We start from the raw sequence: 13,955 nt of genomic DNA, 5'->3' as shown, positions 1-13,955 counted from the left end.
TTGTGCTCAGTCTGTGGCGGACGCAGGGCGGCTGGAGCATCTCCTATTCGCTGCGTAGGTGAACGAATTACGGCGACAGGAGTCCCGGAATTTCGTGAGGTAGCATGGCGCGCCTGTTCTAATATCTATGCAGTAGGGGGGTAGTATGCGCACTTGCCTGGATTTAAGTGTGCCGCCTCAGGCACCTGACCGGGTGGATAATAATGATTTTCCTTTGGCGCAAAAAGCGCATGCAGGTAAATTTGATAGTAGGCTGCTAGCAGTTATTGACTAGGCTATGGAGGTAAATCCTGAAGATCCCCCTCAATCAGTAGCGGAGTTGCGAGAAGCCTTAATAAATATCCGCTAGTGCTGTTACTCGGCTTTAGGCGATATAAGTTTTGAACCGGTGAATCCTGAGTGCCGAGCGCTTGTAAAAATGTTAATATACTGGTTTTTTCAAAAGCTGAATTGAATGCGGTTAATTCGTGGTATAAAAAACCTACCCTCCTATGCTTCCGGCTGTGTACTCACTATCGGAAATTTCGATGGTGTGCATAAGGGGCATAGTGTTGTCATCCACAGGTTAGCTGAAAAAGGTGCGTTACTGGGCTTACCCGTTGTGGTTATGGTATTTGAACCACAACCACAGGAATTTTTTCTGAAAGACAATGCGCCTTCGCGACTAACGCGGCTAAGAGAAAAAATTATCCACTTTAAACATTTGCCGGTTGATAATTTGCTGATTGTTAATTTTAATCAGAGCTTTGCAAATTTAGATCCCGCGTATTTTATTCAGGAAATTTTAGTACAGCGCCTAAATGTTAAATACTTGGTCGTCGGTGATGATTTCCATTTTGGTAAAGCGCGACGCGGAAATTTTGCATTACTGCAGCAAGCCGGCAAGCAATTTAATTTTAAGGTGATTGATACCGCCTCATATTCAGTTAAAGGCAGTCGAGTCAGTAGTACCTTGATTAGGGATGCGCTGAGTAATGGTGATTTGGCAACCGCTGAATCAATGTTAGGACGTCACTACTCGGTATGTGGCAGAGTAGTGCATGGTGAACAACTGGGGCGCAAGATTGGATTTCCTACTGCGAATATTCAGATGCAACGTAAAAATACTCCAATACAGGGCGTGTTTGCGGTGACTATGACCGGGATCGGTAGCGATCCGATATGCGGGGTAGCCAATGTCGGTACCAAGCCAACGGTTAATGGCGGAGCAAAGGTGTTGCTGGAAACGCATTTGTTTAATTTTGACCAGGATATTTATGAAAAGTATGTAGAAGTGCATTTTAAACACAAAATGAGGAATGAGATGCGCTTTCAATCAGTGGATGATTTAAAACGGCAGATTCAATTGGATACTGCACAGGCAAAGACTTTAATGCAAAATTAGAAATACTAATGACCATCGATTATAAACAGACACTTAACCTACCCAAAACAGCTTTTCCTATGAAAGGTAATTTGGCACAGCGTGAACCTGAGCGCCTAAAAAAATGGACTGAAGCGCAACTTTATCAAAAAATTCGCAAGCAATTTGCAGGCAAGCCGCAATTTATATTACATGATGGCCCTCCTTATGCGAACGGTGCCATTCATATTGGTCATGCGGTAAATAAAGTACTGAAAGATATTATTTTGAAGTCTAAAACTCTCTCTGGCTACGATACCCCGTATGTGCCTGGCTGGGATTGCCACGGTCTGCCGATTGAGTTAATGGTTGAGAAGAAAGTAGGTAAGGCAGGAGGCAAAGTTTCTGCTGAGGTATTTCGTAAAGCCTGTCGAGAATATGCGAGCAAACAGGTCAAAATGCAAAAAGATGAGTTTGTGCGTCTGGGTGTTTTGGGCGAATGGGATAAGCCATATCTGGCTATGGATTATAAATTCGAAGCAGATATTGTTCGCTCCCTGGGTAAAATAAATGCAAAAGGACATCTGAGCAAGGGCTCTAAACCAGTACACTGGTGTACAGATTGCGGCTCTGCTTTGGCGGAAGCAGAAGTAGAATATGAAGACAAGCAGTCACCAGCAATTGATGTGCGCTTTGAAGTGATTGATGAAAAGCAGTTTTTTGCCAGCTGTCATCATGTGCCTGAACATGAAGGAGAAGGGCCGCTATCAGTAGTGATCTGGACTACCACGCCCTGGACTCTGCCGGCTAATCAGGCGGTCAGCCTGAATCCTAAGTATGAATATGTCGTTGTGCAGTGCGAGAAAGACGGGCAGAAAGAGCGTCTGGTACTGGTCAATCAATTATGGAATGATGCTGTGGCACGCTATGGCATGGAAAACTGCCGTGTGCTGGCTTATTGCAATGGGGATGCACTGGAAAATCAATTGCTGATGCATCCTTTTTATCACCGTAAAGTGCCTATCGTTTTAGGTGATCATGTAACTGCTGAGGCCGGTACAGGTGCAGTACATACTGCACCTGGTCATGGGCAGGATGACTATGTCGTAGGTCAGCGTTATGGTCTGCCAGTGGATAATCCGGTGGGTGATAATGGCGTGTTTCTACCCAATACAGAGTTGTTTGCCGGGGAACATGTGTTCTCGGCGAATGACCATGTGATTGAAGTATTAACGAGCAAGCATAAGTTACTGCATCACGAAGCATTACTCCATAGCTATCCGCACTGCTGGCGACATAAAACACCGATTATTTTTCGCGCAACACCGCAATGGTTTATTTCCATGGACAAAGGCGAATTGCGGGCAAAGGCGATGCAGGAAATCGAAAAAGTCGAGTGGATCCCTGACTGTGGGCAAGCGCGAATTGAAGGTATGGTGGAAAACCGGCCAGATTGGTGTATCTCCAGGCAACGTACCTGGGGAGTACCGATTCCATTCTTTGTACATAAAGAAACGCAGGAGCTACATCCTGAAACAGATAGATTGATTGAAGATATTGCGCTACATATAGAGCAAAAAGGCATAGAAGCCTGGTTCGCACTGGATAAGGCGGAATGGTTAGGGGATGAGGCCGAGCACTATGAAAAAACGTCGGATACGCTGGATGTCTGGTTTGATTCAGGTGTTACTCACGAGGCAGTGCTGCATCAGCGTGAGCAACTGAGCTTTCCCGCTGATCTTTATCTGGAAGGTTCTGATCAGCATCGTGGCTGGTTTCAGTCATCATTATTATCCTCGGTTGCAATCAATGGTGTGGCTCCGTATAAAGCTGTTTTAACCCACGGATTTACTGTGGATGCCGAAGGCAAAAAAATGTCTAAGTCACGTGGTAATGTGGTAGCGCCACAAACAGTAATGAAATCTTTAGGCGCTGATGTTTTGCGGCTTTGGGTGTCGGGTACAGATTATCGGGGTGAGATGACAGTATCCGATGAGATCTTAAAGCGAACTTCGGATGTTTACCGGCGCTTGAGAAATACTTCACGTTTTTTATTATCCAACCTGAATGGCTTTGACCCAGCGCTACATTGTGTGCAGGCTGAGGATATGCTGGCTTTAGATCGCTGGATTGTCGATCGGGCATATCAGTTACAGGAAGATGTTATACAGGCTTATGATCAATATCAGTTTCATGTGATTAATCAGCAAGTACATCATTTTTGCGCGATGGATCTAGGCGGTTTTTATCTGGATATTATCAAAGATCGTCAATACACCGCCCAGGAAGATAGTCCGGCGCGACGCTCAGCGCAAACAGCCATGTATCATGTGATGGAGGCGCTAGTGCGCTGGCTAGCGCCAATTACCAGCTATACTGCCGATGAAATCTGGCAATACATGCCGGGTGAACGTAGTGAGTCAGTGCTACTGGAAACGTGGTACCAAGGCTTATTCCCATTAGCGGATGATGCAATGTTTTGCAATACAGACTGGGAAACAATAATGTCGGTACGTGAAGCTGTTAGTAAACGGCTTGAGCAGTTGCGCAAGTCTGATGTAATCGGAGCTTCGCTAAATGCAGAAGTGACTTTATATTGTAGTAAGGATTATGCGAGTGTTTTAAACAAACTAGGTGATGAATTACACTTTATTTTTATTACCTCCCAGGCACAGGTGTTAGCAATAGAAGAAGCACAAAGTGATACGGCAGAGACTGAGCTGGATGGATTGAAAGTTAAAGTTGTGGCTTCCGAACATGAAAAATGTGTGCGCTGCTGGCATTATCGAGGAGATATCGGTAGTCATGACGAACACCCGGAACTTTGTGAGCGTTGCATAGAAAACGTAGCTGGCGAGGGTGAAGTTCGGCAGTTTGCCTAAGCTTACTACACTGTAGGGCGTGGCTTTAGCCCGCCAATATCAGAAAAAGCGGGCTAAAGCCACGCCCTACATATGCTTACTTTTTAAAACAATTATTATGATGAAATGGCTATGGCTGTCTATTTTGGCAGTGATATTAGATCAGCTAAGTAAAATCTGGATTGGTAGCACGATGAGTCTATATCAATCTATTCCGGTATTTCCTGGATTTAATATTACTTATGTACATAATTTTGGTGCGGCTTTTAGTTTTCTGAGTGATCAGGGCGGTTGGCAGCGTTGGTTTTTTGCACTACTTGCTGCGTCAATCAGTGTTGGCATCGTTTTCTGGATAAAACGCCTGAAACCACAGGAAATCTTGTCAGCGATTTCACTTAGCTTAATTCTCGGTGGAGCTATCGGTAATCTAATTGACCGGGTTATGTATGGCTATGTTATCGACTTTTTTGATGTCTATTATCAGAGCTGGCACTGGCCGGTATTTAATATTGCCGATTCAGCAATAACTGCAGGTGTAGCTCTTATGTTATTAGAATCTTTTATACATAAAGAGCAGGAAGGCTGATGACCAATCTATTGCGTAAGTTGAGCGAAACATTGGTAAAGCCCCTGCAGACTTCAGGCAATCAACCACAGACAACAAAAATAGCTAATCAAAGTGCAACAATGACAGAACTAGCTGAACAGCGGATTAATTTTATTGCCCAATTGCATGAAGCCTTTTTGCTTAATAAAGGCTATGGTGCTTTTGCATATATCTCTATCACCGACATCAGTGTTCCCATTGAAAGAAGAAGCACCTAAACAAAGCAGCCTATAACCTACCTGAAGGTAGCACCACTCGAATATTTCCATATTTTTGATTTTAATCACTTATAACAGCAAATAGACACTCTGTAGGCACCGTAAAAAAACAACAAATAATTTCAAATAACGCTTGCAATTGCCGAAAAAATTTTCTAAAAATTTCCGTTTTAATCACCTCATAAACGGATATCACCCATGCTTAAAGACCTACCACTCTCTGAACATATTCACCAACACTGCAATGAAAGTATGGAACGTGCCCTGTTAGCAGAGCGTCATCCTTTGTGTGCTCGTTCATGCCCAGAGTTGAAGGATATCGACTTTATTCACCCGCTGAAAATCCTGGAAACGGAGCTTTAGCGAAGTGAAGATTTTTAGTCCGCGATAGCCGTAGGGCCGTTGTTTTGTCGGAGTCTGAGCGTTAGCGAAGGTGGAGACAAAATAAAAGGCCATCCGACACGGCGTCAAGTCATTTGGAGCCTATGTTCCGACCCCTTGTTGGGTCGGGACGAGGTGACGAGGACGAATCGGGGCCGCCGGAGGCATAAGTGGTCGCGTTAAGTTTTTGCTGCTTGCTTGGGCTGGGATGCCCAAAACAAGCTTTCGCAAAAATAGCGACTCCCCGATTGGGTTATTACGCTGTATCAGTGTAGTCGATAGTGGTTGCCATTTCCTCCAAACCAATGAACAGATTTATGGCCAGCTGCTTCCCCACTCAACGTATTTTAAATCACTGAAGTCGCATAGACGAACAAGTATGCTTGAGGCATTTGAACAGCAGAGCTATCATCTTCACGCTGAAACACTGCTATCGCAAGGCATTGATTATCTTAAAGCATTCCCGGAACTTGACGAATACACCATAGAAGCAGCGGATGGACATTTTATTGATCATGCCTGCCATACTGAAAAAAAACAGCAACAGGCGCGCCATGCTACCTCACGAAATTCCGGGACTCCTGTCGCCATAATTCGTTCACCTACGCAGCGGATGGGAGATGCCCTGAACGCCCTGCGTCCGCAACGACTACGCACAAAAGCCGCTTCGTCATTACTACCTCACTGGCTGGACGGCTATTCGGAATGCAATTCTTGCTCCTCTCGCGTGCTGCTAGCACACGTCGAATCAGCGAATTGCCCTGTCGCCTATCAGGGACTAAAAATCACCACTTCGCTAAGCTCCGTTTCCATGATTTTCAGCGTAAGCAGCTTGTTTTTACATGCAAAGTTTTTAGCGAGTTATTGAAGTAAGGAAGGAGTTGTTTGGTAGGGATACTTGATGGCTGTAGACACAACAAACCCGACTTTTTATCGTCTAGCCTGTAGTTTTTAACATCTGATTTAGCTTTCCCCAGTCAAAGTATTTCCCCGGGTCGGCTTTACGCTGTGGAGCAATATCACTGTGCCCGGTAATGTCACTCAGGTTTAGTTTAGGGTAGGTAGCAATCAAGTTCTGAATTACAGTTGCTAGTTGAGAATATTGTGCTTCGGTAAATGCACAGCACACGGTTCCCTCTAGCTCTATGCCGATAGAAAAGTCATTACATTTATCACGCCCTTTATATTCGGAGGCTCCAGCATGCCAGGCGCGCTTATTGAAAGGGACGTATTGTGTTATTAAGCCATCACGCTGGATCACAATATGACTGGATACATGTAAATGGCAGATTTCAGTAAAACCGGGATCAGCTAGTGCATCGAGTTGATTAGTAAATAATTGCGCTATGTAGGGTGTGCCGAATTGACCTTCTGGCAAGCTGATGCAATGAATGACAATAAGTGACATGTCGCTTTCATCTTCACGTGCATCACAGTTGGGCGAGTTAATTTTATCTGCTGTTGTTAGCCAGTGGTTGTTGATTTTCATTATTAAACGCAAGGTGGAAAGGAAAAAACCGAGTATATAAAAAATCTATTACTATCCGCTTTATTATATGGAATAATGCGGCTTGAGTTATGGGTATTTATCAGTGATGCTCTTAACGTCTATCTTTACAATAATAATTAGCAAGGGGAATAGTGTGTTTGAATTTATCGTGGTTCTATTAATTGCAGCTGCAGGATGGTTTTATTGGAGCAAAAAAAATAATGATATAGAAGGTTCGTCATCTATACCTGAAGCTAAGCAACCCCCTGAGACACCGCAGCCAGAGCCTAGTATAGAAGAACCTGAAGTTACAGCAGCAGAGCCAGAGCCAGTAAAAACCGAACAGGTAGTAACAGAGCTGGATGAGGCGGTTAACGAGATTCCTGAAGATTCTGCATTAAGACGCCATTTTCTACAGAACCAGGCAGCTCAAGATCAAAAAGATATTGATTCTAGCGCTTCTGCTGACGCTAAAGATTCAGTGGTTGAGCCAGTAAAACCAGTAATGACAACAACTGAGATTCCTGTAGAAAAGGAAGTTAAGCGTGATGTTATTCAACAACTGGTTGCAGAAACTGAAGCAACAATGCCGCCGCGACCTACAGATTCAACTTTAAAGCGTCATTATGATACGCAATTAATGAGTATTGTTTTGAGTAAATTGCAAGAATCGAAATAGTCTCGATTGATCACTGGTGCGTAGTGCGAATGATATGCTGCGTATCATATTCTTAAAACACGCCTTAATTTTTTCTTTGTTATTTTCTTATTATAAATGACTTATTCCGACCCTATCAATATTCAAGCTTTTCTGGATGAAGATATAGGTAGTGGTGATATTACCGCCTTAATCATTCCGCAATCGATTGAGGCTGTTGCGAAAGTCATTACACGTGAGGCGATGGTTTGTTGTGGGCAAGACTGGTTTAATGCTGTTTTTCAAGAATTAGATCCAAGTATAACTGTACAGTGGCATGTTCAAGAAGGGCAGTGGTTAGAATCTGGTACTTTATTATGTACACTAAAGGGCAAAGCCAGGCCATTATTAACCGGAGAGCGAACTGCGCTAAATTTATTACAAACGCTGTCGGCGGTTGCTACCCAGGCAAGTTTATATGCAAAGGAAGTTGCAGGGACTAATTGTAATGTGCTGGATACCCGCAAAACCATTCCGGGTTTACGGAATGCGCAAAAATATGCGGTGGCCTGTGGTGGTTGTTATAACCAGCGCATTGGCTTATATGATGGTATTTTAATTAAAGAAAATCATATTATCGCGGCGGGCTCTATTGCAAAAGCCATTGTCCAGGCAAGGAAGATCAGTGATAAATTACTGGAAGTCGAGGTCGAGACTATGGCTGAGCTAGATCAGGCATTAGCAGCGCAGCCGGATAGAATTATGCTGGATAATTTTTCTGTTGCGCAGTTAAAACAAGCGGTTAAAAAAGTAGCTGGCCTCTGTGCTCTGGAAGCCTCGGGTAATGTTGTATTAAGCAATATACGCGAGATTGCCGAGACTGGAGTTAATTACATTTCCATAGGCGCGTTAACTAAAAATATCCAGGCTATCGATTTATCCATGCGTATCGTTTTGGAGCGAAAGTCATGCAAGACATAGCAAATATACTGCAACATATTACCCAAGGCGTGTATGTGGTTGGTGTTGCCGATGGAGATAAAACCAATGCCTTTACTGCAGCATGGGTGATGCAGGTGTCTTTTTCACCGGTACTATTAGCTATCAGCATTAATCCTGAACATTACTCATATCAATTGCTTAAAAAAGGCAATCGCTGAAAATCATGGAAACGTAGCTTAGCGAAGTGGTGATTTTTAGTCCCTGAAAGGCGACAGGGCAATTCGCTGATTCGACGTGTGCTAGCAGCACGCGAGAGGAGCAAGAATTGCATTCCGAATAGCCGTCCAGCCAGTGAGGTAGTAATGACGAAGCGGCTTTTGTGCGTAGTCGTTGCGGACGCAGGGCGTTCAGGGCATCTCCCATCCGCTGCGTAGGTGAACGAATTATGGCGACAGGAATCCCGGAATTCCGTGAGGTAGCATGGCGCGCCTGGTTTGCAGTGTTAATGTTTTAAGTCAGGAACAAAGCCATTTTGCCGAGCATTTTGGCCAGTCTGGAATTAGCGATAAAATGGCAGTCGGAACCTGGGTGGCTGCATCGACCGGGGCGCCAGTGCTGCAAGAGAGTCTAGCGTATTTTGATTGTAAAGTAAGCCATGAAACTTCGGCTGGTGATCACCAATTAGTTATTTGTGAGGTACTGGAAGCACGGAAGCTGAATGTTGGGGGCAGCTATGCTGTATGGCGATACCGGAAGTATGGATAAGAGTAATGAACTCTATTGATACGGTTAGTTAATAGCAAGCACAAAGACAGGTATAGTTATAACGAGGGGATATTTTTTAAAAATATTAATGACCGCACTCTGATAATTCAGTAAAATCGTTCTAATAATTCGGTAATCCGGATGACGCTGTTGTTGGGCGTATTTATTCTATAACGGGAAGGGCCGCGAGGTGCTTCCCGTTTTTTATACATTTTAGGTGCTTACATTGAACAAACCTGCATTATTAATGTTAGAAGATGGAACCGTATTTCATGGTGTATCCATAGGCGCGGATGGTTGTTCTGCTGGAGAAGTGGTGTTCAATACCTCTTTAACCGGTTATCAGGAAATCCTGAGCGATCCATCCTACGCGAAGCAAATCGTTACCTTAACCTATCCGCATATTGGTAATGTAGGTACCAATGATGAGGATAATGAATCAACCGGGGTCTTTGCCAGTGGACTGGTTATTCGTGACCTGCCCGTGCTTGCCAGTAATTTCCGCTCGCAAAAAGGCCTGTCTGAATATTTACAGGCTAATAATGTGGTTGCTATCGCCGATATTGATACCCGTCAATTAACTCGCTTGTTACGTGACAAGGGTGCGCAGCGGGGCTGTATCATCGCGGGTGAGGAAATTGATGAGGTTGCAGCTAAAAAAGCACTCGATGCATTTCATGGACTTAAAGGGATGGATTTAGCAAAGCAGGTAAGCACCACAGAGTCTTATGAGTGGACGGAAAATACCTGGGATTTACAACAAGGCTATATTCAGGCAGAGAATTCCACTAAGTATGTGGTCGCCTATGATTTCGGGGTTAAGCGTAATATTCTGCGCTTATTAGCGAATCGCGGATGCCGGGTGACGGTAGTGCCGGCAACAACTACTGCAGCAGATGTTCTGGCCATGAACCCAGATGGTGTTTTTCTCTCGAATGGTCCGGGTGATCCAGAGCCATGTACCTATGCGATAGAGGCTATTCAGATAATTTTAGAAAAGCAGATACCGGTATTTGGAATTTGCCTGGGACATCAGTTATTAGCTCTGGCCTGCGGTGCGAAAACAGAAAAAATGAAGTTCGGCCATCATGGTGCTAATCATCCGGTACAAGAGAAATCTAGCGGGCGGGTGATGATCAGTAGCCAGAACCATGGTTTTGCAGTAGATGAAAAAACCTTGCCGGATAATTTAACTGCAACCTATCACTCTTTATTTGATGGCAGTTTACAAGGGGTAGCGCGTACTGATATTCCGGCCATGAGTTTTCAGGGACATCCAGAAGCGAGCCCGGGTCCGCATGATGTAGAGTCATTATTTGATGACTTTATGGCAATGATGCAGCAAGCCAATTAATCACAGCAGAGTAATGATACTAGTATGCCAAAAAGAACCGACATAAAATCCATTTTATTATTAGGAGCGGGGCCGATTGTAATTGGTCAAGCCTGTGAATTTGATTATTCAGGTACACAAGCCTGTAAAGCTTTGCGCGAAGAAGGGTATCGAATTATCCTGGTGAATTCCAATCCGGCTACGATTATGACCGATCCGGAAATGGCGGATGCCATTTATATCGAACCTATAGACTGGCAGACAGTCGAGAAAATTATTGAAAAAGAGCACCCTGATGCGGTATTACCGACCATGGGTGGACAGACAGCATTAAATTGTGCCTTAGACCTGGATAAGCATGGCGTATTGGAAAAATACGGCGTAGAAATGATCGGAGCAACGAAAGAAGCCATTAATATGGCCGAAGATAGAGAGTTGTTTAACTTGGCGATGGGAAGGCTGGGTTTTGAAGTCGCGCGTTCGAAAACCGCACATAGTATGGAAGAGGCTTTTGCAGCGCAAGCAGAAGTCGGATATCCAACAGTAATTCGCCCATCATTTACAATGGGCGGCAGTGGTGGTGGTATCGCCTACAATAAAGAGGAATTTATTGAGATTTGTGAGCGCGGCTTATATTTATCGCCAACTGATGAATTGTTGATTGAAGAGTCGGTGCTCGGCTGGAAAGAGTATGAAATGGAAGTGGTGCGTGATAGCAATGATAATTGCATCATTATCTGCTCTATCGAAAACTTTGACCCGATGGGCGTACATACGGGTGACTCAATTACTGTTGCACCTGCGCAAACACTAACTGATAAAGAGTATCAGATTCTGCGTAATGTCTCACTTGCAGTATTGCGTGAAATTGGTGTAGACACAGGTGGTTCGAATGTGCAGGTTGCCATTAATCCGGCCGATGGTCGTATGGTGGTAATTGAAATGAACCCAAGAGTGTCACGCTCTTCGGCACTTGCATCAAAAGCAACCGGATTTCCAATTGCCAAAGTGGCGGCTAAACTGGCAGTGGGCTATACGCTGGATGAATTGAGAAATGAAATTACTGGTGGCGCTACCCCAGCTTCATTTGAGCCATCAATAGATTATGTGGTGACTAAAGTACCACGCTTTACCTTTGAAAAATTCCCTCAAGCAGACGATAGACTGACCACGCAGATGAAATCAGTCGGAGAAGTTATGGCTATCGGGCGTACGTTTCAGGAGTCATTACAAAAAGCCTTGCGTGGCCTGGAAATTGGGGTTGATGGTCTGGATGAAATTGTCGATTTTAACGAATCAGATGCCAGCGATAAAATACAGCGTGAAATGCGTCATCCCGGGCCTGACCGCTTATGGTATGTGGCAGATGCATTCCGCAGTGGTATGTCATTTAATGATGTGCATGAAGCAAGTAAAATTGATCCATGGTTTTTAGCGCAAGTGGAAGACCTGGTGTTAACCGAGAAATCTCTGGCAACAAAAACCTTGGCAACTATTAAGGGCGACGAGTTATTTCGCTTAAAGCAGAAGGGCTTTTCTGATGCGCGCCTAGCAAAACTGCTGGATACCAAAGAATCGGATATTCGCAATGCACGACATAAGCAGAATATCCGTCCTGTCTATAAGCGCATTGATTCTTGTGCAGCCGAGTTTTCATCAGATACTGCCTATTTATATTCTACCTATGAGCGTGAATGTGAAGCGCGGGTGTCTGATAAAGAGAAAATTATGATTTTGGGTGGCGGTCCAAACCGGATCGGGCAGGGAATCGAGTTTGATTACTGTTGTGTGCATGCGGCTTTAGCGCTGCGTGAAGAAGGTTTTGAAACCATTATGGTGAATTGTAATCCGGAAACAGTGTCCACCGATTTTGATACTTCAGACCGCTTATATTTTGAGTCTTTAACGCTGGAAGATGTGCTGGAGATTATTCATCTGGAAAAACCCAAAGGCGTGATTGTACAATATGGTGGTCAGACGCCACTTAAACTGGCACGTGCTTTAGAAGCAGCAGGCGCGCCCATTATTGGTACCTCGCCTGATGCAATTGACTTGGCAGAAGACCGGGAGCGATTTCAGAAATTACTCACTAAATTAGATTTGAAGCAGCCGCCTAATGGCACGGCTAGTTCAACCGAACAGGCACTGAATGTTGCCAAAGAGTTAGGCTTTCCATTAGTAGTGCGCCCTTCTTATGTCTTAGGTGGACGAGGTATGGAAATCGTTTATAACGAAGAAGCACTACAACGTTATATGCAGGAAGCAATCAATGTATCAAATGACTCTCCGGTGCTGCTGGATCGTTTTCTGGATGATGCTATTGAAATGGATGTGGATGCAATTTATGATGGTGAAACCTTATTAATCGGTGGCCTAATGCAGCACGTCGAGCAAGCTGGGGTGCATTCGGGTGATTCGGCCTGCTCGATTCCACCATATGATTTAGCACCGCATTTACAGGATCAGTTACGGGTGCAAGTAAAGCAAATGGCCGAAGCGCTGGGTGTACGCGGCTTGATGAATACCCAGTTTGCGATTCAGGGTGAAAATATCTATGTTTTAGAGGTTAATCCGCGTGCATCGCGTACTGCGCCATTTGTTTCTAAAGCTGCGGAATATCCCCTGGCGAAAATAGCTGCGCTGTGTATGGCAGGAAAGTCACTTAAAGAGCAGGGCATTACTAAAGAGCGGGTTCCGGAGTATTTTTCAGTTAAAGAAGCGGTATTTCCCTTTGTTAAATTTCCTGGTGTAGATCCATTGCTTGGGCCGGAAATGAAGTCTACCGGTGAGGTGATGGGTGTAGGCAAGACGTTTGGCGAGGCCTTTGCTAAGTCACAGCGTGCCGCAGGTGTGGATTTAAGCCATAGCGGTAAAGTACTGATGAGTATCCGCGAAGCAGATAAGCCGAAAGTAGTTGAAATAGCGCAGATGCTGATTACAAAAAATTATCAGATCGTTGCAACCCGGGGAACAGCGAGGGTCATTAAGGATGCTGGAATAGATTGCGAAGTGGTTTATAAGGTTAATGAAGGCCGGCCTAATACTGTGGATATGATTAAAAATGACCAGGTTCAATTAATTGTAAATACCACTGAAGGTGTAAAAGCGGTCGCAGATTCTTTCACTATGCGTAGAGAAGCGCTACAGCATCATGTAACCTATTACACTACTATGGCAGGTGCAAAAGCAGCCTGCTATGCTTTAGGTGAATTAGATGCAGGGGATGTGAATTGTTTACAGGACTTGCATAAAAATCTACATTAAGATCAGTGTATCATTAACTTTAAGGGCTGGCTTACGTCAGCCTTTGTTGTGTTTGCTGATTAATTTCCAGGTATTTGTCGGGCGTGGCTTCACCCAGCCGTTAGAAACAGTAGGGG

At 44.4% G+C, this 13,955-nt stretch carries 18 protein-coding genes; 14 read left to right on the top strand and 4 right to left on the bottom strand.

The genetic code is table 11. The features are described 5' to 3' along the window. The 6 genes from K6984_RS17165 (at position 1) to K6984_RS17140 (ending at position 5,391) form a co-directional block, all read left to right on the top strand. The gene (locus tag K6984_RS17165; protein WP_221896638.1) at positions 1 to 144 is read left to right on the top strand and encodes a hypothetical protein; all 144 of its coding nucleotides are present in this window, start codon (positions 1 to 3) and stop codon (positions 142 to 144) included. Between the two features lie 310 nt (positions 145 to 454). Continuing rightward, positions 455 to 1,384 (top strand): bifunctional riboflavin kinase/FAD synthetase, encoded by a 930-nt coding sequence (gene ribF, locus K6984_RS17160; RefSeq protein ID WP_221896637.1) that lies wholly within the window; start codon positions 455 to 457, stop codon positions 1,382 to 1,384. Positions 1,385 to 1,392: 8 nt separating this feature from the next. Further along, on the top strand, positions 1,393 to 4,224 hold the full coding sequence (gene ileS / locus K6984_RS17155) for an isoleucine--tRNA ligase (RefSeq protein WP_221896636.1): 2,832 nt from the start codon (positions 1,393 to 1,395) through the stop codon (positions 4,222 to 4,224). Between the two features lie 97 nt (positions 4,225 to 4,321). Next, positions 4,322 to 4,789 (top strand): signal peptidase II, encoded by a 468-nt coding sequence (gene lspA, locus K6984_RS17150; protein WP_221896705.1) that lies wholly within the window; start codon positions 4,322 to 4,324, stop codon positions 4,787 to 4,789. A gap of 32 nt (positions 4,790 to 4,821) precedes the next feature. Continuing rightward, positions 4,822 to 5,028, top strand: coding sequence for a hypothetical protein (locus K6984_RS17145; protein WP_221896635.1), 207 nt, complete (start codon positions 4,822 to 4,824; stop codon positions 5,026 to 5,028). Positions 5,029 to 5,226: 198 nt separating this feature from the next. After that, complete coding sequence (locus K6984_RS17140; RefSeq protein WP_221896634.1) at positions 5,227 to 5,391, top strand: hypothetical protein; 165 nt, start codon at positions 5,227 to 5,229, stop codon at positions 5,389 to 5,391. Here the strand turns inward: K6984_RS17140 and K6984_RS17135 are convergent. Beyond that, positions 5,326 to 5,484: a hypothetical protein gene (locus tag K6984_RS17135; RefSeq protein ID WP_221896633.1), complete on the bottom strand. Its 159-nt coding sequence runs from the start codon at positions 5,482 to 5,484 to the stop codon at positions 5,326 to 5,328. The genes K6984_RS17140 and K6984_RS17135 overlap by 66 nt on opposite strands. A gap of 27 nt (positions 5,485 to 5,511) precedes the next feature. Continuing rightward, positions 5,512 to 5,640 carry a hypothetical protein gene (locus K6984_RS33980; protein ID WP_263458596.1) on the bottom strand — a complete coding sequence of 43 codons (129 nt, stop codon included), beginning with the start codon at positions 5,638 to 5,640 and terminating at the stop codon, positions 5,512 to 5,514. Here K6984_RS33980 and K6984_RS17130 point away from each other — a divergent pair. Then, positions 5,618 to 6,277 (top strand): hypothetical protein, encoded by a 660-nt coding sequence (locus K6984_RS17130; protein ID WP_221896632.1) that lies wholly within the window; start codon positions 5,618 to 5,620, stop codon positions 6,275 to 6,277. The two genes, K6984_RS33980 and K6984_RS17130, sit on opposite strands and share 23 nt — an antisense overlap. A gap of 69 nt (positions 6,278 to 6,346) precedes the next feature. On the opposite strand, the gene ampD is transcribed toward K6984_RS17130, so the two are convergent. Next, positions 6,347 to 6,898 (bottom strand): 1,6-anhydro-N-acetylmuramyl-L-alanine amidase AmpD, encoded by a 552-nt coding sequence (ampD, locus tag K6984_RS17125; protein WP_221896704.1) that lies wholly within the window; start codon positions 6,896 to 6,898, stop codon positions 6,347 to 6,349. Between the two features lie 154 nt (positions 6,899 to 7,052). On the opposite strand from ampD, the gene K6984_RS17120 reads away from it, so the two are divergent. The 3 genes from K6984_RS17120 (at position 7,053) to K6984_RS17110 (ending at position 8,695) form a co-directional block, all read left to right on the top strand. Beyond that, a complete protein-coding gene (locus K6984_RS17120) occupies positions 7,053 to 7,577 on the top strand; it encodes a hypothetical protein (RefSeq protein WP_221896631.1) in 525 nt (174 codons plus the stop codon). A gap of 96 nt (positions 7,578 to 7,673) precedes the next feature. Further along, positions 7,674 to 8,516 carry a carboxylating nicotinate-nucleotide diphosphorylase gene (gene nadC, locus K6984_RS17115; protein ID WP_221896630.1) on the top strand — a complete coding sequence of 281 codons (843 nt, stop codon included), beginning with the start codon at positions 7,674 to 7,676 and terminating at the stop codon, positions 8,514 to 8,516. Next, positions 8,504 to 8,695, top strand: a complete 192-nt coding sequence (locus K6984_RS17110; protein ID WP_221896629.1) for a flavin reductase — start codon at positions 8,504 to 8,506, stop codon at positions 8,693 to 8,695. Before nadC ends, K6984_RS17110 begins: the two co-directional genes overlap by 13 nt. On the opposite strand, the gene K6984_RS17105 is transcribed toward K6984_RS17110, so the two are convergent. Continuing rightward, positions 8,676 to 8,900, bottom strand: a complete 225-nt coding sequence (locus K6984_RS17105) for a hypothetical protein (protein ID WP_221896628.1) — start codon at positions 8,898 to 8,900, stop codon at positions 8,676 to 8,678. The genes K6984_RS17110 and K6984_RS17105 overlap by 20 nt on opposite strands. Between K6984_RS17105 and K6984_RS33975 the strand changes: the two genes are divergently transcribed. The 4 genes from K6984_RS33975 (at position 8,857) to carB (ending at position 13,839) form a co-directional block, all read left to right on the top strand. Next, entirely contained in the window at positions 8,857 to 8,991 is a 135-nt protein-coding gene (locus K6984_RS33975) for a hypothetical protein (RefSeq protein ID WP_263458786.1), read from the top strand. The two genes, K6984_RS17105 and K6984_RS33975, sit on opposite strands and share 44 nt — an antisense overlap. Further along, positions 8,958 to 9,242, top strand: a complete 285-nt coding sequence (locus K6984_RS17100; RefSeq protein ID WP_230988149.1) for a flavin reductase family protein — start codon at positions 8,958 to 8,960, stop codon at positions 9,240 to 9,242. Before K6984_RS33975 ends, K6984_RS17100 begins: the two co-directional genes overlap by 34 nt. A 226-nt stretch (positions 9,243 to 9,468) precedes the next feature. After that, positions 9,469 to 10,596 carry a glutamine-hydrolyzing carbamoyl-phosphate synthase small subunit gene (carA, locus tag K6984_RS17095; protein ID WP_221896627.1) on the top strand — a complete coding sequence of 376 codons (1,128 nt, stop codon included), beginning with the start codon at positions 9,469 to 9,471 and terminating at the stop codon, positions 10,594 to 10,596. A 24-nt stretch (positions 10,597 to 10,620) separates the two neighbouring features. Next, positions 10,621 to 13,839: a carbamoyl-phosphate synthase large subunit gene (gene carB, locus K6984_RS17090; protein ID WP_221896626.1), complete on the top strand. Its 3,219-nt coding sequence runs from the start codon at positions 10,621 to 10,623 to the stop codon at positions 13,837 to 13,839. The last annotated feature ends 116 nt before the right edge of the window (positions 13,840 to 13,955 follow it).

This window comes from Bathymodiolus japonicus methanotrophic gill symbiont (assembly GCF_019721995.1).
In the GTDB taxonomy this organism is placed as follows: domain Bacteria; phylum Pseudomonadota; class Gammaproteobacteria; order Methylococcales; family Methylomonadaceae; genus Methyloprofundus.
This window is presented reverse-complemented; position numbering and strand designations above follow the sequence as displayed.

Coding starts and splice junctions, on each gene's coding strand:
- ribF (WP_221896637.1), top strand. CDS start 455: ATGCGGTTAATTCGTGGTATAAAAAACCTACCCTCCTATGCTTCCGGC.
- ileS (WP_221896636.1), top strand. CDS start 1,393: ATGACCATCGATTATAAACAGACACTTAACCTACCCAAAACAGCTTTT.
- lspA (WP_221896705.1), top strand. CDS start 4,322: ATGATGAAATGGCTATGGCTGTCTATTTTGGCAGTGATATTAGATCAG.
- K6984_RS17140 (WP_221896634.1), top strand. CDS start 5,227: ATGCTTAAAGACCTACCACTCTCTGAACATATTCACCAACACTGCAAT.
- K6984_RS17135 (WP_221896633.1), bottom strand. CDS start 5,484: ATGGCCTTTTATTTTGTCTCCACCTTCGCTAACGCTCAGACTCCGACA.
- K6984_RS17130 (WP_221896632.1), top strand. CDS start 5,618: ATGCCCAAAACAAGCTTTCGCAAAAATAGCGACTCCCCGATTGGGTTA.
- ampD (WP_221896704.1), bottom strand. CDS start 6,898: ATGAAAATCAACAACCACTGGCTAACAACAGCAGATAAAATTAACTCG.
- nadC (WP_221896630.1), top strand. CDS start 7,674: ATGACTTATTCCGACCCTATCAATATTCAAGCTTTTCTGGATGAAGAT.
- K6984_RS17110 (WP_221896629.1), top strand. CDS start 8,504: ATGCAAGACATAGCAAATATACTGCAACATATTACCCAAGGCGTGTAT.
- K6984_RS17105 (WP_221896628.1), bottom strand. CDS start 8,900: ATGGGAGATGCCCTGAACGCCCTGCGTCCGCAACGACTACGCACAAAA.
- K6984_RS17100 (WP_230988149.1), top strand. CDS start 8,958: ATGGCGCGCCTGGTTTGCAGTGTTAATGTTTTAAGTCAGGAACAAAGC.
- carB (WP_221896626.1), top strand. CDS start 10,621: ATGCCAAAAAGAACCGACATAAAATCCATTTTATTATTAGGAGCGGGG.